Annotated in this window: 15 protein-coding genes; 10 read left to right on the forward strand and 5 right to left on the reverse strand. The window is 60.2% G+C overall.

Annotated elements, in window-relative coordinates:
• Positions 1-188 precede the first annotated feature (188 nt).
• From J1G34_RS10675 to J1G34_RS10685, 3 genes are all read right to left on the reverse strand, one after another.
• Complete coding sequence (locus J1G34_RS10675) at positions 189-1,907, reverse strand: ABC transporter ATP-binding protein/permease (RefSeq protein WP_222993994.1); 1,719 nt, start codon at positions 1,905-1,907, stop codon at positions 189-191.
• Positions 1,908-2,006: 99 nt separating this feature from the next.
• On the reverse strand, positions 2,007-2,567 hold the full coding sequence (locus tag J1G34_RS10680) for a response regulator transcription factor (RefSeq protein ID WP_003171731.1): 561 nt from the start codon (positions 2,565-2,567) through the stop codon (positions 2,007-2,009).
• A complete protein-coding gene (locus J1G34_RS10685) occupies positions 2,560-3,822 on the reverse strand; it encodes an ATP-binding protein (RefSeq protein ID WP_065893639.1) in 1,263 nt (420 codons plus the stop codon). Before J1G34_RS10685 ends, J1G34_RS10680 begins: the two co-directional genes overlap by 8 nt.
• A gap of 206 nt (positions 3,823-4,028) precedes the next feature.
• Between J1G34_RS10685 and J1G34_RS10690 the strand changes: the two genes are divergently transcribed.
• The 10 genes from J1G34_RS10690 (at position 4,029) to J1G34_RS10735 (ending at position 17,435) form a co-directional block, all read left to right on the forward strand.
• Positions 4,029-4,742: an SIMPL domain-containing protein gene (locus J1G34_RS10690; protein ID WP_065893640.1), complete on the forward strand. Its 714-nt coding sequence runs from the start codon at positions 4,029-4,031 to the stop codon at positions 4,740-4,742.
• Positions 4,743-4,833: 91 nt separating this feature from the next.
• The gene (locus J1G34_RS10695; RefSeq protein WP_222993996.1) at positions 4,834-6,435 is read left to right on the forward strand and encodes an ABC transporter substrate-binding protein; all 1,602 of its coding nucleotides are present in this window, start codon (positions 4,834-4,836) and stop codon (positions 6,433-6,435) included.
• Positions 6,436-6,693: 258 nt separating this feature from the next.
• Positions 6,694-8,322 carry an ABC transporter substrate-binding protein gene (locus J1G34_RS10700; RefSeq protein WP_130138977.1) on the forward strand — a complete coding sequence of 543 codons (1,629 nt, stop codon included), beginning with the start codon at positions 6,694-6,696 and terminating at the stop codon, positions 8,320-8,322.
• 303 nt (positions 8,323-8,625) lie between these two features.
• A complete protein-coding gene (locus J1G34_RS10705; protein ID WP_065883652.1) occupies positions 8,626-10,230 on the forward strand; it encodes an ABC transporter substrate-binding protein in 1,605 nt (534 codons plus the stop codon).
• 172 nt (positions 10,231-10,402) lie between these two features.
• Positions 10,403-11,797 carry an OprD family outer membrane porin gene (locus J1G34_RS10710; protein ID WP_065883650.1) on the forward strand — a complete coding sequence of 465 codons (1,395 nt, stop codon included), beginning with the start codon at positions 10,403-10,405 and terminating at the stop codon, positions 11,795-11,797.
• Between the two features lie 80 nt (positions 11,798-11,877).
• Entirely contained in the window at positions 11,878-13,476 is a 1,599-nt protein-coding gene (locus tag J1G34_RS10715; RefSeq protein WP_222993998.1) for an ABC transporter substrate-binding protein, read from the forward strand.
• A 76-nt stretch (positions 13,477-13,552) separates the two neighbouring features.
• Positions 13,553-14,563: an ABC transporter permease subunit gene (locus J1G34_RS10720; RefSeq protein ID WP_003171721.1), complete on the forward strand. Its 1,011-nt coding sequence runs from the start codon at positions 13,553-13,555 to the stop codon at positions 14,561-14,563.
• A 10-nt stretch (positions 14,564-14,573) separates the two neighbouring features.
• Positions 14,574-15,485: an ABC transporter permease subunit gene (locus tag J1G34_RS10725; protein ID WP_065883645.1), complete on the forward strand. Its 912-nt coding sequence runs from the start codon at positions 14,574-14,576 to the stop codon at positions 15,483-15,485.
• Between the two features lie 10 nt (positions 15,486-15,495).
• Positions 15,496-16,464, forward strand: coding sequence for an ABC transporter ATP-binding protein (locus J1G34_RS10730; RefSeq protein ID WP_065883643.1), 969 nt, complete (start codon positions 15,496-15,498; stop codon positions 16,462-16,464).
• Positions 16,464-17,435, forward strand: a complete 972-nt coding sequence (locus tag J1G34_RS10735) for a peptide ABC transporter ATP-binding protein (protein WP_065893643.1) — start codon at positions 16,464-16,466, stop codon at positions 17,433-17,435. The genes J1G34_RS10730 and J1G34_RS10735 overlap by 1 nt, the downstream gene beginning before the upstream one ends.
• A gap of 149 nt (positions 17,436-17,584) precedes the next feature.
• Here J1G34_RS10735 and J1G34_RS10740 read toward each other — a convergent pair whose 3' ends face one another.
• The gene (locus tag J1G34_RS10740; RefSeq protein WP_262411773.1) at positions 17,585-17,776 is read right to left on the reverse strand and encodes a hypothetical protein; all 192 of its coding nucleotides are present in this window, start codon (positions 17,774-17,776) and stop codon (positions 17,585-17,587) included.
• Positions 17,777-18,072: 296 nt separating this feature from the next.
• Complete coding sequence (locus J1G34_RS10745; protein ID WP_065883636.1) at positions 18,073-19,656, reverse strand: peptide chain release factor 3; 1,584 nt, start codon at positions 19,654-19,656, stop codon at positions 18,073-18,075.
• Positions 19,657-19,917: the final 261 nt, after the last annotated feature.

The following is a 19,917-nucleotide window of genomic DNA, read 5'->3' on the forward strand; positions in this document are numbered from 1 at the left end:
TGCCGAGTGGTGGGGCAAGAGCGTTTTGCTTACTTTTGCGCTTTTCAAAAGTGAGCCGCCGTCAGGGCGGAACCCTAAGTGGCCGTTACCACAGAAACGGATATGTACTCGGTCTGATCCAACACCCCAGTCGGCCCAAAGGCAGCCATCGGGGGCAAGCCCCCTCCCACACTTGACCGAGCAAGACTTTAAATCTGCTCCTGCAACCGCCCACCCTCGATCCGCACATGCCTTTCATGGAAGCGCTTGAGACTGCTGCGGTGGCCGACGCTGACGATGCTCAACCCCGGCAGTTCATCGATCAGCGCCTGATACAACGTTGCCTCATCCTCCTCATCCATGGCCGAGGTCGCTTCGTCCATGTACAGCCACTGCGGCGCGAACAATAACGCACGGGCAAAGGCCAGGCGCTGTTGCTCGCCGGGCGAGAGCATGCGCTGCCAGTGGTTGGCTTCATCCAGGCGGCTGACCAGATGCGGCAGGCGGCAGGCTTCCAGGACTTGTGCATAACGCTCTGCCGGATAGACGCTGTCGTCCTGTGGATAACTCAACACGGCCTTAAGCGTGCCAATCGGTAAATACGGCTTCTGCGGCAGAAACAGATAGCGCGTCGCCGGCAGGCGAATGCTGCCATGGCCGGCCGGCCACAGATGCCCCATCGCCCGCAGCAAGGTGCTCTTGCCGCTGCCGGAACGCCCGCTGAGCATCACGCGCTGGCCAGGCTCCACGGTCATGTCGGCGTCGGTGAGCAAGTGACGGCCGTCGGCCAGGTCCATGCCCAGATTCTTGATCACCAGGTGTTCGCCTTCAGGGCGCACATCGATGGCCGGGGCACGCTGCTCGTTGTCGCTCATGGCCTGCTGGAAACTCAGCAGACGGTCACTGGTAGCGCGCCACGACGCCAGTTCCGAGTAGGCGTTGATAAACCAGCTGAAGTTCTCCTGCACATTGCCGAACGCCGAGTTGATTTGCATCAGTTCGCCCAGTTCGATCTTACCGGTGAAGTAGCGCGGCGCGGCGACGATAAACGGGAAGATAATCGCGATCTGGCTGTAGCCGGCGGTAAAGAAGGTCAGGCGCTTGGACACTTTCATGATGTCCCAGAAGTTGTGCCAGACCTTGCCGAAGCGCGTGCTCAGGCGTTGCTTTTCATTCGGTTCGCCGTTGTACAGCGCGATGCTTTCGGCATTTTCACGTACCCGTACCATGGAGAAACGCAAATCCGCTTCGAAGCGCTGTTGCTGGTTGCTCAAGCCGATCAGGCGACGCCCGATCAAGTGCGTCAGCCAACTGCCCACGGCGGCGTACAGCAGCGCGCACCAGAACATGTAGCCGGGAATGGTGAGGCCGAACACCTCGATGCTGCCCGACACGCCCCACAGGATGATCGAGAACGACACCAGGCTGACCACGTTGCGCAGCAGTCCCAGGCCCAGGCTCAAGGTGCTGGAGGTGAACGTATTGAGGTCTTCGGAAATCCGCTGGTCCGGGTTATCGGTGTAGCCGCCCTGCTCCAGCTGGTAGTAGTTCTTGTGGGCGAGCCAGCGTGCGAAGTGCTGTTCGGTCAGCCAGGCACGCCAGCGGATGGTGAGCATCTGGGTCAGGTACAGGCGGTACACCGCGCCCAGGATCGCCACAGCCGCGATACCGCCGAAGTAAACGATCAATTGCCAGAAAGCAGCCGTGTCCTTCTTCTCCAGCGCGTTGTAGAAATCCTTGTACCAGTGGTTGATCCACACCGAGATCGCCACGCTGAACAGCGACAAAGCAATTACGGCGGCCAGCAGCAACCAGGCCCTGCCCTTCTCTTCACTGCGCCAATACGGCGTGATCATGGCCCAGGTTCGGCGGAAGAATTGCCCGCGCACCGCATCGTTGACCGCGGAATATTCAGCGTTCTGATTCATTGTTCAGGCTCGGTAGGAAAACATCACAGGCGTTTGAACCGATCATAGGTGATCGGTTCGTGCATCCGTGCAGCCTGAAGCGGGTTGTTCAGTCGCCGTTCAGCGTCGCACCGGGCGCTTCTGCAACTTACGCTGCAAGGTACGTCGGTGCATGCCCAACGCGCGAGCGGTGGCGGAGATATTGCCTTCGTGCTCGGTCAGTACACGCTGGATGTGCTCCCACTGCAGGCGGTCCACCGACATGGGGTTTTCCGGAACCAGGGTATCGAGGTCGGCGTGCTCGGACAGCAGCGCGGCGAGCACGTCATCGGCATCCGCCGGCTTGCACAGGTAGTTGCAGGCGCCACGCTTGATGGCTTCGACGGCAGTGGCGATGCTGGAATAGCCGGTGAGGATCACCACGCGCATTTCCGGGTCGAGTTCGAGCAGCTTGGGCAACAGCACCAGGCCCGAGTCGCCGTCCATTTTCAGGTCGAGCGCGGCGTAGTCCGGCAGGTCGGCCTGGGCGATGGTCAGGCCTTCTTCGGCCGAGCCTGCGGTGCTGACGCGAAAGCCGCGACGGCTCATGGCACGCGCCATCACGCGGGTAAAGGTGGCGTCATCATCTACCAGCAACAAATGCGGCAGTTCTTCGCCTTCGACTTGGATCTCGTCACTCATCGATATCTCCTCGTGCGACACGGGGCAGGCGCAGCTCGGTGAGCGTACCGCCTTCCTCATGACTATAGAGCTTCACTGAGCCGCCCGCGCGGGTCACGCTGGCCTTGCTCAAAAACAGGCCGAGGCCGAAACCTTTGCCCTTGGTGGTAAAAAACGGTTTGCCGATCTGCTCGGCAATGGCCAGCGGCACGCCCGCGCCGTGGTCACGAATGCTGATGGTGACGTTTTCCGCGTCCCAGTCCAACTGCACGCCCAGGCCTTCAGGGCAGGCGTCGGCGGCATTGTTCAACAGGTTGAGCAAGGCCTGGGTGAGGTCCGGCGGCGGCGCCATGCGCGGTACGCTGCCCTGGCCCAACAGGCTGAAACGGTAACTGGCTTCAGGGCGCATCAGGTGCCAGCGGTTCAGGGCTTCGTCGAGCCACTGGGTGACATCCTGCATCTCGACCGCCAGACGCCGATTGGCTTCGGCGGCGCGTACCAGTTGCTGCAGGGTCAACTTGCACTGCTTGACCTGTTCCTGCAGCACGCTGAGGTCATCCTGCAACGCCGGGTCGTGATGGTCCTGGGTCATCTCCTTGAGCAGCACGCTCATGGTCGCCAGCGGCGTGCCCAGCTCATGGGCGGCACCTGCCGCCTGCGTGGCGACTGCCAGCAATTGCTGGTCGCGCAGGCCTTCTTCACGGCGAATCGCGCGCAGCTCTTCCTGACGGCGCAACTCTTCGGCCATGCGCGCGGCAAAAAACGTGATAACGGCGGCGGACAAGGCAAAGCTGAGCCACATCCCGTAGATCTGCAGATTTTCCCGAGCGATCGGAAAGGTCTGCAGTGGATAGAATTGCGCCAGCAGCAGCGTGTACAGCGTCAGCGCGATGCCCGACAGCACCACCGAATAGCGCCACGGCAGGGTCACGGCGGCAATGGTCAGCGGCACCAGGTAATAAGACACAAACGGGTTGGTGGAACCGCCGGAGAAGTACAGCAACACACTGTGGATAAACAGGTCGCAGGCCAATTGCAGCGCGTATTCCAACTCGGTGACCGGCCAAGTGGTGCGCAAGCGGATGGCGGTAAACGCACACAGCACGCTGGAAAAGCCGAGGGTCACGGCCAGTTGCAGCCAGGGCAGCGGCAGCAGGTCGAACCAATAGGCGAGCCCGACGGAACCGGCCTGTGCGGCCAATACCAACGTGCGGATGAACGTCAGGCGCCAGAGGTTCTGGCGGGTGGCGGAAGTCAGTTTTACGGCGGCGAGCATGAGCTCTCCCGATGAGCGCTGCAGGCGGATCGGCACAAGTATAAACGAAGCAGACCCGCCGGCACGGCGCGTGTGGCTCTTTGACGCAGGCGGGGGCAGATGACCGTTCGTCGGCGCCGTCACAACATGTAGGGAATATGTAAACCCGAAGAACCCGGCGCCACCGTCTACAGTCATACCGAACACGACAATCCCAAGGAGCTTTCATGTCCCGTTTCATTCGCAGTGCCGCTGTCCTCACCCTCGGTGCCAGCGCCCTGGCCAGCCTGCCGGCCATGGCCGCCGATGAACTGCATTACAACCAGATCTCCCTGCGCGCCGAAGTCAGCCAGGAAGTGGCGCGCGACAAGATGATCGTGACCCTCTACACCGAATCGCAGAACGCCGACCCGGCCAAGCTTGCCGCTGAAATCACCACCACCATGAACACCGCCCTGGGCCAGGCGCGCGAAGTCAAGGCCGTGACCCTGCGCCAGGGCAGCCGCAACAGCTACCCGATCTACGACAGCAAAAACCAGAAAATCACCGGCTGGCGTGAACGCGCCGAACTGCGCCTGGAAAGCGCGGACTTCCCGGCACTGTCCAAACTCACCGGCGAGCTGTTGAACACCCTGAAAATGGACAGCATGGACTTCGCCATCGCTGACAGCACGCGCAAGGCCAGCGAAGATGCGATGCTCAAAGACGCAGTGGCAGCGTTCAAGGCCCGTGCGCAACTGGCTACCGATGCACTCGGCGGCAAGGGTTACAAAATCGTCAACCTGAATTTCAACACCAACGGCTACCCGATGCCCTACGCGCGCGGCGCCATGATGATGAAAGCGGCGATGGCCGATTCGGCGCCCACGCCTGAAGTGGAAGCCGGCACCAGCCAGGTCAACATGAGCGCAGACGGCGTGATTGAAGTGCAGATGCAGTGACCCCTACCTGACAACCCTGAACGGCGGTAACCTCGGTGACCGCCGTTTTCATTTGCGCAGCTTTTACAGGGTTGCGATTTCAGGGGTCTCCATGGACAGAATTGCCTTCAAACCGCTCCTCCTTGCCGCAGGCCTCCTGGCCTTTATGCCGCTGGCTCACGCCTCCACCACCCTGGTCTACTGCTCCGAAGCCAGCCCCGCCGGCTTCGATCCCAGCCAATACACCAGCGGCACCGACTTTGACGCCTCCGCCGAAACCGTATTCAACCGCCTCACCCAGTTCAAGCGTGGCGGCACCGAAGTCGAGCCCGGCCTCGCCACCCGCTGGGAGGTGTCCGAAGACGGCCTCACCTACACCTTCCACTTACGTGATGGCGTCAAGTTTCACACCACCGACTTCTTCACCCCGACCCGCGACTTCAACGCCGATGATGTGGTGTTTACCTTCACACGCCTGCTGGATGCCGAGAGCCCGTTTCGCAAGGCCTACCCCTCCGAATCGCCCTACTTCACCGACATGGGCCTGAACACCACGATCAAAAGCGTCGACAAACTCGGCGACCACACCGTGCGCTTCAACCTGAACAACGTCGATGCCTCGTTCGTGCAGAACCTGGCCATGAGTTTCGCCTCGGTGCAATCGGCCGAGTACGCCGCCCAGCTCCTCAAGCAAGGCAAGGCCGAGGACATCAATCAGAAACCGGTGGGCACCGGACCGTTCGTGTTCAAGCGCTACCAGAAAGACGCGCAGATCCGCTACGTCGCCAATAAACAGTATTGGAAGCCCGAGGACGTGAAACTCGACAACCTGGTCTTCGCCATTACCCCGGACGCCGCCGCGCGCCTGCAGAAACTCAAGGCCGGCGAATGCCAGGTCAGCGGCTACCCGCGCCCCGCCGACATCGAGGTGATGAAGCAGGACCCTGACTTGCGCGTGCTGCAGCAGGCCGGCTTCAACCTGGGTTTCCTGGCGTACAACGTTACCCATCCGCCACTGGACCAGCTCAAAGTGCGCCAGGCCCTGGATATGGCCATCGACAAGCCTGCAATCATCAAGGCGGTTTACCAGGGCGCCGGACAATTGGCGCAGAACGCACTGCCACCGGCGCAGTGGTCTTATGACCCGGCGATCAAGGATGCACCGTACGACCCGACCAAGGCCCGGGCGCTACTAAAAGAAGCAGGGGTTGCACCTGGTACCACCATCGATCTTTGGGCGATGACCGTGCAACGCGCCTCCAACCCGAACGCGCGCATGTCCGCACAAATGATCCAGCAGGACTGGGCCAAGGTCGGCATCAAGGCCAATATCGTCAGCTATGAGTGGGGCGAATACATCAAGCGCGCCAAAAATGGTGAACACGACGCGATGATTTATGGCTGGACCGGCGACAACGGCGACCCCGATAACTGGCTCGGCGTGCTCTACAGTTGTGCCGCAGTCAAGGGCAGCAACTACGCCAAATGGTGTAACCCGGCCTATGACAAGCTGGTGCAGCAGGCCAAGGTCAGCAACGACCGCGAACAGCGCATCAAGTGGTATCAACAGGCACAACAAATCCTTAAGGAACAAGTACCTATAACGCCTATTGCGAACTCGACGGTTTTCCAGCCAATGCGCAAGCAAGTGCGCGACTTCAAGATCAGCCCGTTCGGGCTGACACCGTTCTACGGCGTGAGTCTAGATAAGTAACAACAACGCCCCAATCGAGTGCACTAGACGCCTCGATTGGGCTTTTGCGGTGCGCCCGACGCACCGAAAAAAACCGCCAAACGGACACATTTATGTCGAAACTTTCATAAATGCGACATTCTTGTACGCCCGTCCCACTGTTTGGTGCTTGCAACCGTTCAACATCTTGCAATGGGTATGGCGCCTGCATAAGTATCCGCAGGCCGACTCACGAGGTCGCCCTCACCACCAAAAATGACAACAAATCATGAGGCCAACATGCTTAAACACGCAGTCCTTCCGTTATTAGTGAGCGCTGGCCTTATGGCCGCAGCCCCATTTGCCCAAGCGGCAACTAACCTGGTGTTCTGCTCCGAAGGGAGCCCGGCCGGTTTTGACCCAGGCCAGTACACCACCGGAACAGACTTCGATGCCTCGGCCGAAACCATGTTCAACCGCCTGAGCCAGTTCGAACGCGGCGGCACCGCCGTGGTGCCTGGCCTCGCCACCAGCTGGGACGTGTCCCCGGACGGCCTGACGTATACCTTCCACCTGCGCGAAGGCGTCAAGTTCCACACCACCCCGTACTTCAAGCCGACTCGTGAATTTTCGGCCGACGACGTCCTGTTCACGTTCAACCGGATGATCAATAAAGACGATCCATTCCGTAAGGCCTACCCCACCGAGTTCCCGTATTTCACGGACATGGGGATGGACACCAACATCAAGAACATCGAGAAAATCGATGACAACACCGTCAAGTTCACCCTTGGCACCGTGGACGCCGCGTTCATTCAGAACATGGCAATGAGCTTCGCCTCGATCCAATCCGCCGAATACGCCGCGCAATTGTTGAAGGAAGGCAAACCTGCCGACATCAACCAGAAGCCGGTCGGCACCGGTCCGTTCGTGTTCAAGAGCTACCAGAAAGACTCGAACATTCGCTACACCGGCAACAAGGACTACTGGAAACCTGAAGACGTGAAGATCGATAACCTGATCTTCGCCATCACCACTGACCCGTCGGTGCGTATCCAGAAGCTCAAGAAAAACGAATGCCAGGTCACCCTGTTCCCGCGTCCGGCCGACCTCAAGGCGCTGGGTGAAGACAAGGACCTGAAACTGCCGCACCAGGCCGGTTTCAACCTGGGCTACGTGGCCTACAACGTGATGGACAAGGTCAAGGGCAGCGATCAGCCAAACCCGCTGGCAGACCTGCGCGTACGTCAGGCGCTGGACATGTCGGTGAACAAGCAGCAGATCATCGACTCGGTGTACCAGGGTGCCGGTCAATTGGCCGTCAACGCCATGCCGCCGACCCAATGGTCCTACGACACCACCATCAAGGACGCCGCCTACAATCCCGAGAAAGCCAAGGCGCTGCTCAAGGAAGCCGGCATCAAGGAAGGCACCGAGATCGTGCTGTGGGCCATGCCGGTTCAGCGTCCGTACAACCCGAACGCCAAACTGATGGCTGAGATGCTGCAGAACGACTGGTCCAAGATCGGCTTGAAGGTCAAGATCACCAGCTACGAGTGGGGCGAGTACATCAAGCGCTCCAAGGGCGGCGAGAACCAGGCCATGATCATTGGCTGGAGCGGCGACAATGGTGACCCGGACAACTGGCTGAACGTGCTGTTCGGCTGCGACTCGCTGTCGGGCAACAACTTCTCCAAGTGGTGCGACAAGAAATTCGACGGCATCGTGAAACAAGCCAAGGCCACATCGGATGTCGCCAAACGCACCGAGCTGTACAAGCAGGCGCAACATGTACTCAAAGACGCAGTTCCGATGACACCTATCGCGCACTCGACGGTGTATCAACCCATGCGCAACACCGTGCAGGACTTCAAGATCAGCCCGTTTGGCTTGAACTCCTTCTACGGCGTGAGCGTAAGCGGCAAGTAAGGATCAATAGCGGCGACGTTTCACAACGTCGCCGTTATTTCATCCGCCTAGATCGTAGGAAACAGACCACATTTTAAGCGCCGCCGTCCTACAGTAATGAACTGCGCTTCATGTCTCCGTTACCTACAAGGCCAGTCCGATTTGGCGCATTTACTGTGAAGTCCGCGACCCATAACGTCGTAGGACGGCAGAGGCCCCAATTTGAGAAAGGTACTCGCTGTGTGTGGGATCAGTGATGTCTCCCTGGCTGTGGCCAGTGGGACCGCTCGCTGTTGATAACTACAAACAAGGATCGGGATCGTCATGCGCCATACCACCGTTCTATCCGCACTGTTTGCCACCAGCCTTCTGGCCGTGGCCACAACGGCTGAAGCCGCCGACAAGAAGAGCCTGGTGTTCTGCTCCGAGGGCAGCCCGGCAGGCTTTGACACCGCGCAATACACCACCGCCACCGACAACGACGCTGCAGAGCCGTTGTACAACCGCCTGGTCGAGTTCGAAAAGGGTGCAACTGACGTCGTGCCCGGGCTGGCCACCAACTGGGATATTTCCGAAGACGGACTGACCTACACGTTTCACCTGCGTGAAGGGGTGAAGTTCCACAGCAACAAGGAGTTCAAGCCGACGCGCGACTTCAACGCCGACGACGTGCTGTTCACCTTCAACCGCATGCTTGACCCCGACCATCCGTTTCGCAAGGCCTACCCTACCGAGTTCCCCTACTTCAACGGGATGAGCCTGAACAAGAACATCGCCAAGGTCGAAAAAACCGACCCGCACACCGTGGTGATCACCTTGAACACGGTCGACGCCGCGTTCGTGCAAAACATCGCCATGAGTTTCGCCGCGATCCTCTCCGCCGAGTATGCCGAGCAGTTGCTCAAGGAAGGCAAACCCAGCGATATCAACCAGAAGCCGATCGGCACCGGCCCGTTTGTGTTCCAGCGTTACCAGAAAGACTCGCAGATTCGCTACGTGGCGAACAAACAGTACTGGGACCCGAGCCGGGTCAAGCTCGACCAACTGATCTTCGCCATCAACACCGACGCTTCGGTGCGCGTGCAGAAGCTCAAGGCCGGCGAATGCCAGATCACCCTGCACCCGCGCCCTGCCGATGTCGACGCGCTCAAGGCCGACCCGAACCTGCAACTGCTGACCAAGCCGGGCTTCAACCTCGGCTACATCGCCTACAACGTGCGCCACAAGCCGTTCGACCAGCTTGAAGTGCGCCAGGCGCTGGACATGGCGGTGAACAAGCAGAGCATCCTCAACGCCGTCTACCAGGGTGCGGGACAACTGGCCGTCAACGCCATGCCGCCGACCCAATGGTCCTACGACGACAGCATCAAGGACGCCGCCTACAACCCGGAAAAAGCCAAGGAACTGCTCAAGGCCGCCGGCGTGAAGGAAGGCACCGAGATCACCCTCTGGGCGATGCCGGTACAACGTCCGTACAACCCCAACGCCAAGCTGATGGCTGAAATGCTGCAGAACGATTGGGCCAAGATCGGCCTGAAAGTGAAGATCGTCAGCTACGAATGGGGCGAATACATCAAGCGCACCAAGAACGGTGAGCATGATGTCAGCCTGATCGGCTGGACCGGCGACAACGGTGACCCGGACAACTGGCTGGGCACCCTCTACAGCTGCGACGCCATCGGCGGGAACAACTACTCCATGTGGTGTGACCCGGCGTACGACAAGCTGATCAAGCAAGCCAAGGTCGTCACCGACCGTGAACAAAGGACTGTTCTGTACAAACAGGCACAGCAACTGCTCAAGCAGCAGGTGCCGATCACGCCAGTCGCCCACTCGACGGTCAACCAGCCGTTAAGCGCCAAAGTCGAAGGCTTCAAAGTGAGCCCCTTCGGCCGCAACGTGTTCTCGGGCGTCAGTATCACCCCATAAGAAAAAATAACCGGATGGCGCAGGGCGATGTTGGCCCTGCGGCAAACGTGCAGGCTTTTGTTGGGAATTTTCCTACGCCAAACGTTTGCAATAGCTTGAACGAGTTACACACCCAATAGCCGGTTCACCTAAAAAGACCGGCATAAAAAAGAGAACCAAAGGAGCTTCACCCATGAAACTGAGCAGCAAAGCGCTTCTGGCCCTGGCCATCAGCAGCATCACGGCCACCGCCTACGCTGAAACCCAGAGCCAGGACTTCGTTCCTACCACTCTGGCCGGCACCAGCGCCCAAAGCGAGGCCAAGGGCTTCATCGAAGATTTCAGCCTGGGCGGCACCACGCGTAACTGGTACTCCCATGAAAGCAAATACCGTGGGGGCACCTTCTCCTACCAGAAGCATGGTGAAACCCGTACCGACCGCAACCGTACCAACTGGGTGCAGGGCACCATCCTCAACGCCAGCTCGGGTTTCACCCAGGGCACTGTCGGCGTCAAGACCGAAGTGGCGGTGTACAACGCGCTGGTCCTGGACCGCAGCAAGCGTGATATCAAGGGCGGCTCCAACCGCACCCTGGCCGACTCCAACGGTGATGCCGTCGACCAGTGGAGCAAACTGGGCCTGGCCAACGTGCAGTTCCGCGTGTCCAACACCACACTGACCGCCGGTCGCCAGAACTTCAGCAGCGGCATCGTCGACACCATCGGCAACCGTGCGCTGCCTTCAAGCTTCCAGGGTGTGAGCTTCAACAGCGCAGAGTTCAGCAACCTGTCGTTCCAGGGCGGCATTTTCGATCGCGTTTCCCCGCGTACCGAACAGAGCCTGTCGAAATTCCGCAGCGAATACGGCAATGGCGCGGAAACCGACAAGGTCTCCACCCTGGGTGTGAACTACCAGCCGCTGAAAAGCCTGAAGACCAGCTTCTTCGCCGCCAACGTGAAGGACTTCTGGAACCAGTACTACTTCGGCGCGACCCACGAACTGGGCGACGCTCAGCAACTGGGCCTGACCACCGGCTTCAACTACTACAAGACGGTCGATGAAGGTAAAAAAGAGATGGGGGAAATCGACAACGATACCTTCTCCCTGTCCCTTGGCCTGACTCACCAGGCCCACAGCCTGACCTTCGGCTACCAGCAAGTGAACGGTAACGAGTACTTCGACTACCTGCACGAAACCAACGGCATCTACCTGGCCAACTCCCTGACGTCCGACTTCAACGGCCCGAACGAGAAATCGTTCCAGATCGCCTACGCCATCAACATGGCCGAATACGGCGTGCCAGGCCTGAAGTTCAACGCCTACTCGGCCCGCGGCTGGGGCATCGACGGTACCCACTACACCGGCAACAATGGTCGCGCCAAGTTCGCCTACGACGGTATCCAGTCCCAGGACGGCGAGAAGCACCAGGAATACGGTGTAGGCGCCTCTTACGCCCTGCAGAGCGGCCCGCTCAAAGCCACTACCGTGCGCGCAACCTACGTTGAGCACCGTGGCAGCGAGTTCCAGTCCGACGGCAGCATCAAAGAGTTCCGTCTGGTCACCACCATCCCGTTCAACATTCTTTAATTAGCGCCAGGTAAGCGGCGGGCTCAGGACGAGCCCGCCGTCTTCGCGTTTCTGGCTCCATCGATTGCAGAGGGCTCTGAATGAAAATGCTCCCGTTACAAGCTGCCATGGCCGCTGCGCTGTTGAGCGTGGCGATCGGCGTTTCGGCCAAACCGCTGGTGGTCTGCACCGAAGCCAGCCCGGAAGGTTTTGACCCGGTCCTGTACACCACCGCCGTGACCGCTGACGCCGCAGCCGAAACCATGTTCAACCGCCTGGTGGACTTCAAGCCCGGCACCACTGAAGTGGTCCCGGCGCTGGCCAAGGACCTGCCGGAAATCAGCGCCGATGGCCTGACCTACACGTTCCACCTGCGTGACGATATCAAGTTCCACACCACCGACTATTTCAAACCCACGCGCAACCTGAACGCCGACGACGTGCTTTGGAGCTTCCAGCGCCAGCTGGACCCGAATCACCCGTGGCATAAAAAGTCGCTCGTAGGCTACCCGTACTTCGAAAGCATGGGCTTCAAGGAACTGCTCAAGAGCGTAGAGAAGACCGATGATCACACCGTCGTCTTTACCCTGACCCGTCCTGAAGCACCGTTCCTGGCCGACCTGGGCATGGCATTCTCTTCAATCCACTCCAAGGAATACGCCGACCAGCTGCTCAAGTCCGGCAAGACCGATGACCTCAACGCCAAGCCCATCGGCACTGGCCCATTCATCTTCATCCGTTATCAAAAAGATGCCCAGGCGCGCTTCAAGGCCAACCCTGAGTACTTTCGCGGCAAACCGGCAGTTGATCCGTTGATCCTGGCGATCAGCATCGATAACAACGTGCGCCTGCAGAAGCTCAAGGCCAACGAATGTCAGATCGCGCTGTTCCCCAAGCCGGATGATATTCCGAGCATCAAGAAAGACCCGAACCTGAAAGTTGACGAACTGGCGGCGATGACCACCAGTTACACCGCGATGAACACCACCCACAAATACATGAGCGATGCCCGGGTACGTCATGCGATCAACATCGCGTTCGACAAGGCAGGCTACACCGAAGCCCTGTTCGGCAAAGGCAATGCGGTAGTGGGTACCGGCCCTTATCCGCCGACCTTGCTGGGTTTCAACGACAAACTGAAAAACCCGCCCCGCGATCTGGACAAGGCCCGCGCCCTGCTCAAGGAAGCCGGCGTACCGGAAGGCACCGAATTCACCCTGTTCACCCGCAACGGCGGCGGCCCGACCAACCCCAATCCAATGCTCGGCGCCCAGCGCATGCAGGCGGATCTGGCGCAGATTGGCCTGAAGGTCAATATCAAAGTCATGGAATGGGGCGAAATGCTCAAGCGCGCTAAAAACGGCGAGCACGACATGGTTTCGGCTGGCTGGGTCGGCGATAACGGTGACCCGGACAACTTCCTCACACCCAACCTGAGTTGCGATGCGGCGAAAAACGGCGAAAACTACGCACGCTGGTGTAACAAAGAGTTTCAGGACTTGATCGACAAGGCCCGTGCAGAAAAGGAACCGGCCTCACGGGCTGCGCTCTATGAACAAGCACAGGATGTTTTCGAGAAGGACCAGCCATGGCTTCCCATGGCTTATCCGAAACTGTTCACCGCCATGCGCAAGAACGTAGAAGGCTTCACCCAAAGCCCTCTGGGTACAAATAACTTCGCCACCACCCAGGTGAAGTAAATAAGAAAAACGCTCGGCGCCGTCGACCCTGACGGCGCCGAACCTGCCTAACCGGCTGATTGAGGTATACACCAAGATGTTTAGTTTTATTGCCCGCCGACTGGGGTTATTGATCCCCACGTTCTTCGGCATCACGTTGCTGACCTTTGCGTTGATTCGCATGATTCCAGGCGACCCCGTAGAAGTCATGATGGGCGAGCGTCGGGTTGACCCCGAAATGCATGCCCAGGCAATGGAACGCCTTGGCTTGAACAAGCCGTTGTATGCGCAATACCTGGACTATGTGGGCAAACTTGCCCAGGGCGACCTTGGCGAATCCCTGCGCACCCGCACCAGCGTGTGGACCGAGTTCACCGCACTCTTTCCGGCGACCCTGGAACTGTCCATGGCCGCCCTGTTGTTCGCCGGTATCCTGGGCCTGCTGGCCGGGGTGATCGCGGCACTCAAGCGAGGATCGCTGTTCGACCACGGGGTGATGGGCATCTCCCTGGCGGGCTACTCGATGCCGATCTTCTGGTGGGGCCTGATCCTGATCATGTTCTTCTCGGTAAGCCTGGGCTGGACCCCGGTTTCCGGGCGTATCGACCTGCTCTACGACATCGAGCCGCGCACCGGCTTCATGCTCATCGACACGCTGCTGGCCGACGAGCCGGACGCGTTCTGGGACGCCTTGCACCACTTGATCCTGCCGGCCATCGTGCTGGGCACCATCCCGCTGGCGGTAATCGCGCGCATGACCCGCTCGTCGATGCTCGAAGTGCTGCGTGAAGACTACATCCGCACCGCCAAGGCCAAGGGCCTGTCGCCGGCGCGCGTGGTGTTCGTGCACGGGCTGCGCAACGCACTGATCCCGGTGCTCACCGTGGTCGGCCTGCAAGTCGGCACGCTGCTGGCCGGTGCGGTACTGACCGAAACCATCTTCTCGTGGCCCGGCATCGGCAAATGGCTGATCGAAGCCATTGGCGCGCGGGACTACCCGGTGGTGCAGAACGGCATTCTGCTGATCGCCTGCCTGGTGATCCTGGTGAACTTCGTGGTGGACATCCTCTACGGCTTCGCCAACCCACGCATCCGTCACCAGCGCTGAGATCATGACCATGACTACCTCTACTCCAGTGTCAGCAGTCGATCAGAGCCTGCTGTACCCGTCCCCGTACAAAGAATTCTGGCAAGCCTTCTCCAAGAACAAAGGTGCGGTTGCCGGCCTGCTGTTCATGCTGCTGATCGTGTTCTGCGCGATCTTCGCACCCTGGGTTGCACCGCATAACCCGAGCGAGCAATACCGCGACTTCCTGCTCACCCCGCCTGCGTGGCTGGAAGGCGGGCAGATGCAGTTTCTGCTCGGCACCGACGAACTGGGCCGCGACCTGCTCTCGCGCCTGATCCAGGGTTCGCGCCTGTCGCTGCTGATCGGCTTGTCGTCGGTGGTGATGTCGCTGATCCCCGGCATCCTGCTGGGCCTGTTCGCCGGGTTCTTCCCGCGCCTGCTCGGCCCGACCATCATGCGTTTGATGGACATCATGCTGGCCCTGCCTTCGCTGCTGCTGGCGGTGGCGATTGTCGCCATCCTCGGCCCTGGCCTGATCAACACCGTGATCGCGATCGCCATCGTGTCGCTGCCGTCCTACGTGCGCCTGACCCGCGCTGCGGTGATGGGCGAGCTGAACCGCGACTACGTGACGGCGGCGCGCCTGGCCGGTGCCGGCCTGCCACGCCTGATGTTCGTCACCGTGCTGCCCAACTGCATGGCGCCGCTGATCGTACAGGCGACCCTGAGCTTTTCCTCGGCGATTCTCGATGCCGCGGCCCTGGGCTTCCTTGGCCTTGGCGTACAACCGCCAACGCCTGAGTGGGGCACCATGCTGGCTTCGGCCCGTGACTACATCGAACGCGCCTGGTGGGTAGTGAGCTTGCCTGGCTTGACCATTTTGCTCAGCGTGCTGGCAATCAACTTGATGGGTGACGGCCTGCGCGACGCGCTGGACCCGAAACTCAAGAACGCCGCCTGAGGAGATTCCCATGTCACTGTTAGAAATCAAGAATCTCAACGTGCGCTTCGGCGACAAGACCGCCGTACCGGTGGTCGATGGCCTCGACATTACCGTCGACAAGGGCGAAGTCCTGGCAATCGTTGGCGAGTCGGGCTCGGGTAAATCCGTGACCATGATGGCGCTGATGGGCCTGATCGAGCATCCCGGCATCGTTACCGCCGACGCGCTGAACTTCGACGGCAAGGACATGCTCAAGCTGAGCAACCGCCAGCGCCGCCAGATCGTCGGCAAAGACCTGGCCATGGTGTTCCAGGACCCGATGACCGCGCTGAACCCCAGCTACACCGTGGGTTTCCAGATTGAAGAAGTGCTGCGCCTGCACCTGAAAATGTCCGGCCGACAAGCGCGCAAGCGGGCCATCGAACTGCTGGAAAAAGTTGAAATCCCGGGCGCCGCCAGCCGTATGGATGCCTACCCGCACCAACTGTCCGGCGGTATGAGCCAGCGCGTGGCAATCGCCATGGCGATTGCCGGCGAGCCGAAACTGCTGATCGCCGACGAACCGACCACCGCCCTGGACGTAACCATCCAGGCGCAGATCATGGACCTGCTGCTGGCCCTGCAGAAAGAACAGAACATGGGCCTGGTGCTGATCACCCACGACCTCGCGGTCGTGGCTGAAACCGCCCAGCGCGTGTGCGTGATGTACGCAGGCCAGGCCGTGGAAGTCGGCCAGGTGCCGCAACTGTTCGACATCCCGGCGCACCCGTACAGCGAAGCGCTGCTCAAGGCGATTCCGGAACACAGCCTGGGCGCCACGCGGCTGGCCACGCTGCCCGGCATCGTGCCGGGCCGCTATGACCGCCCGCAGGGTTGCCTGCTGTCGCCGCGTTGCCCGTACGTGCAGGAAAACTGCCGCACCCAGCGCCCGAGCCTTGATCCGAAAACCAACAGCCTTGCACGCTGCTTCTACCCCTTGAACCAGGAGGTGGCGTAATGGCCGTCGTTCTTACCGCCCGCGACCTGACCCGTCACTACGAAGTGTCCCGTGGCCTGTTCAAGGGCCACGCCACGGTGCGCGCCCTTAATGGTGTGTCCTTCGAACTCGAAGCCGGCAAGACCCTTGCCGTGGTAGGCGAGTCGGGTTGCGGCAAGTCCACCCTGGCCCGCGCCCTCACGCTGATCGAGGAGCCGTCTTCGGGCTCGCTTAAAATCGCCGGCCAGGAAGTCGCCGGTGCCGACAAGGCCCAGCGCAAGCAGTTGCGCAAAGACGTGCAGATGGTGTTCCAGAGCCCGTACGCTTCTTTGAACCCACGCCAGAAGGTCGGCGATCAGCTCGGTGAGCCGCTGCTGATCAACACCAACCTGTCCGCCGCCGAACGCCGCGAAAAAGTGCAGGCGATGATGAAGCAAGTGGGCCTGCGTCCCGAGCATTATCAGCGCTACCCGCACATGTTCTCCGGTGGCCAGCGCCAGCGTATCGCCCTGGCCCGGGCGATGATGCTGCAACCCAAAGTGCTGGTGGCGGATGAGCCGACCTCGGCGCTGGACGTGTCGATCCAGGCCCAGGTGCTCAACCTGTTCATGGATTTGCAGCAGGAATTCAACACCGCCTACGTGTTCATCTCCCACAACCTGGCGGTGGTGCAACACGTCGCCGACGACGTGATGGTGATGTACCTCGGCCGCCCGGTGGAAGTGGGCCCCAAGGAAGACATTTACGCCCGTCCGCTGCACCCGTACACCCAGGCACTGCTGTCGGCCACCCCGACCATCCACCCGGACCCGAGCAAGCCGAAGATCAAGATCGTCGGCGAACTGCCCAACCCGCTGAACCCGCCACCAGGCTGCGCGTTCCACAAGCGCTGCCCGTACGCGACAGCGCGCTGCAGCACCGAGGAGCCGCTGTTGCGGCCGTTGGATAATCGCCAGGTGGCTTGCCACTATGCGGAGCAGTTCGTCGCCTGAGCGATCGGGACGCAGAGCGTCCCAGGCGGCATTCCCACGCGGAGCGTGGGAACGATCAGTGATGCGGCGTTAGTGAGTTCTACAGCCCTTCCCGTCAGGTTGCGCATCAGCCTGGCGGGAGGGGCTTCTTTTTGGGTTGGCGCCGCGTCTCAGGTTTCGCCGTCGTCGAAGGTCACACTGTCTTCCCCTTCGTTGATCGGGTTTTCCGGATCTTTAACGTCTGTGGGCTGGGGCTGCGGTTTCCAGCTGCCGGAATTGACCTCGTTGGCCTTTCTCTTGGTGACAGGGCCGGTGTCCTTCCATTGGGGCGTGCCATCGACGGCCAGTGCCGGGAGCGTCATCAGCCCCGGGCCTGCCAGTAGCATCAGACAAATAGCGTATCGAACATTTCGCACGGAGGTCTCCTTCGCAGTCAATGTGTGAACGCTAGACCCGATGCAGGGTTCTCGCCAATCTCCAGCCTTATAGAGGGCAAAATGTGGGAGGGGGCTTGCCCCCGATAGCAGTGGGTCAGGACATTACATGTCACTGATAAACCGCCATCGGGGGCAAGCCCCCTCCCACATTTGATTGTATTTCACAGCCAAAAAAAGGGCGAAGCCATGACAGCTTCGCCCTTCTGTTTATCGCTCAGACCTTAATGGTGTTCGCGGGTTGCCCGGAATTTCACATCCGGCCAACGCTCTTCCATCAGCGCCAGGTTGACCCGCGTCGGGGCCAGGTAGGTCAGGTGACCACCGCCATCCACCGCCAGGTTTTCCACGGCCTTGTTGGAAAACTCTTCCAGTTTTTTCTTATCGCTGCACTCGATCCAGCGCGCCGAATACACGGTGATCGGCTCGTAGGAGCATTCCACCTTGTATTCCTCTTTCAAGCGGCTGGCGACCACATCGAACTGCAGCACACCGACAGCGCCGAGGATGATGTCGTTGCTGCGCTCGGGGAAGAACACCTGGGTGGCGCCTTCTTCAGCCAATTGCTGCAAGCCCTGGCGCAGTTGCTTGGATTTCAGCGGGTCGCGCAGGCGTACGCGGCGGAACAGTTCCGGTGCGAAGTGCGGGATACCGGTGAAGCCCAGCGCTTCGCCTTCGGTGAAGGTGTCGCCGATCTGGATGGTGCCGTGGTTGTGCAGGCCGATGATGTCGCCGGCGTAGGCTTCTTCGAGCTGTTCACGCTCGGAGGAGAAGAACGTCAGCGCATCGCCGATGCGTACGTCCTTGCCGGTGCGCACGTGGCGCATCTTCATGCCCTTTTCGTAGCGGCCGGAGCAGATACGCATGAAGGCGATACGGTCGCGGTGCTTGGGGTCCATGTTCGCCTGGATCTTGAACACGAAGCCGGTGAATTTCTCTTCGACCGGTTCCACCGTGCGCTCGTTGGCGACCCGGGCCAGAGGCTTGGGTGCCCAATTCACCACGGCGTCGAGCACGTGGTCGACACCGAAGTTGCCCAGGGCAGTGCCGAAGAACACCGGGGTCAACTGACCGTCGAGGAATTCCTGCTGGTTGAACTCGTGGCAGGCGCCCTGCACCAGTTCCAGCTGGTCGACAAAACGGTCGTACTCGTCGCCCAGGTGGGCGCGGGCTTCGTCGGAGTCGAGCTTTTCGATGATTTTCACATCGGTGCGCTCATGCCCGTGGCCGGCGGTGTAGACGATGATGTAGTCATCGGCCAGGTGATACACGCCCTTGAAATCGCGGTAGCAACCAATCGGCCAGGTGATCGGCGCGGCCTTGATCTTCAGCACGGCTTCGATTTCATCCAGCAGCTCGATGGGATCGCGGATATCGCGGTCGAGTTTGTTGATGAAGCTGACAATCGGTGTGTCGCGCAGACGGCAAACGTCCATCAGCGCAATGGTGCGCGGCTCGACGCCCTTACCGCCGTCGAGGACCATCAATGCCGAGTCCACCGCAGTAAGGGTGCGGTAGGTGTCTTCGGAGAAGTCTTCGTGGCCTGGGGTGTCGAGCAGGTTGACCATGTGGTCGCGATACGGGAACTGCATGACCGACGTGGTAATGGAAATACCCCGTTGCTTTTCCATTTCCATCCAGTCGGATGTCGCATGGCGGTCGGATTTACGCGATTTCACCGTGCCGGCCACCGCGATTGCCTTGCCCATCAGCAGCAGCTTTTCGGTGATGGTGGTTTTACCGGCATCGGGGTGGGAAATAATGGCGAAAGTGCGGCGTTTCGCGACTTCGGCGGCCTGGTGGGTCATGGGAAATCGCCTGGCAGGTGAGTCAAAAAAGGGCGGCGAGTATAGCGCAAACGCGAGGGTACGGACCACCGTTGAGCCCATTGGGGGTGGCTAAATGCTCCCAAGTGTGGAACCTTTTAAAAGGTAGAGACGTCCACTCCCCTGCTTACGCACTCGGAACAGGGGCTGGAAAATCAGCAAGTTAGCCTGACGAGGCTGCGCTTATGGCTCGAACTCATGCCGCTTTTGACGGCATTGGCGAGCTGCATTTCGCGATCATAT

The organism is Pseudomonas sp. Wu6, assembly GCF_019891515.1.
GTDB lineage: Bacteria > Pseudomonadota > Gammaproteobacteria > Pseudomonadales > Pseudomonadaceae > Aquipseudomonas > Aquipseudomonas orientalis_A.

Coding starts and splice junctions, on each gene's coding strand:
- J1G34_RS10675 (WP_222993994.1), bottom strand. CDS start 1,907: ATGAATCAGAACGCTGAATATTCCGCGGTCAACGATGCGGTGCGCGGG.
- J1G34_RS10680 (WP_003171731.1), bottom strand. CDS start 2,567: ATGAGTGACGAGATCCAAGTCGAAGGCGAAGAACTGCCGCATTTGTTG.
- J1G34_RS10685 (WP_065893639.1), bottom strand. CDS start 3,822: ATGCTCGCCGCCGTAAAACTGACTTCCGCCACCCGCCAGAACCTCTGG.
- J1G34_RS10690 (WP_065893640.1), top strand. CDS start 4,029: ATGTCCCGTTTCATTCGCAGTGCCGCTGTCCTCACCCTCGGTGCCAGC.
- J1G34_RS10695 (WP_222993996.1), top strand. CDS start 4,834: ATGGACAGAATTGCCTTCAAACCGCTCCTCCTTGCCGCAGGCCTCCTG.
- J1G34_RS10700 (WP_130138977.1), top strand. CDS start 6,694: ATGCTTAAACACGCAGTCCTTCCGTTATTAGTGAGCGCTGGCCTTATG.
- J1G34_RS10705 (WP_065883652.1), top strand. CDS start 8,626: ATGCGCCATACCACCGTTCTATCCGCACTGTTTGCCACCAGCCTTCTG.
- J1G34_RS10710 (WP_065883650.1), top strand. CDS start 10,403: ATGAAACTGAGCAGCAAAGCGCTTCTGGCCCTGGCCATCAGCAGCATC.
- J1G34_RS10715 (WP_222993998.1), top strand. CDS start 11,878: ATGAAAATGCTCCCGTTACAAGCTGCCATGGCCGCTGCGCTGTTGAGC.
- J1G34_RS10720 (WP_003171721.1), top strand. CDS start 13,553: ATGTTTAGTTTTATTGCCCGCCGACTGGGGTTATTGATCCCCACGTTC.
- J1G34_RS10725 (WP_065883645.1), top strand. CDS start 14,574: ATGACTACCTCTACTCCAGTGTCAGCAGTCGATCAGAGCCTGCTGTAC.
- J1G34_RS10730 (WP_065883643.1), top strand. CDS start 15,496: ATGTCACTGTTAGAAATCAAGAATCTCAACGTGCGCTTCGGCGACAAG.
- J1G34_RS10735 (WP_065893643.1), top strand. CDS start 16,464: ATGGCCGTCGTTCTTACCGCCCGCGACCTGACCCGTCACTACGAAGTG.
- J1G34_RS10740 (WP_262411773.1), bottom strand. CDS start 17,776: ATGACGCTCCCGGCACTGGCCGTCGATGGCACGCCCCAATGGAAGGAC.
- J1G34_RS10745 (WP_065883636.1), bottom strand. CDS start 19,656: ATGACCCACCAGGCCGCCGAAGTCGCGAAACGCCGCACTTTCGCCATT.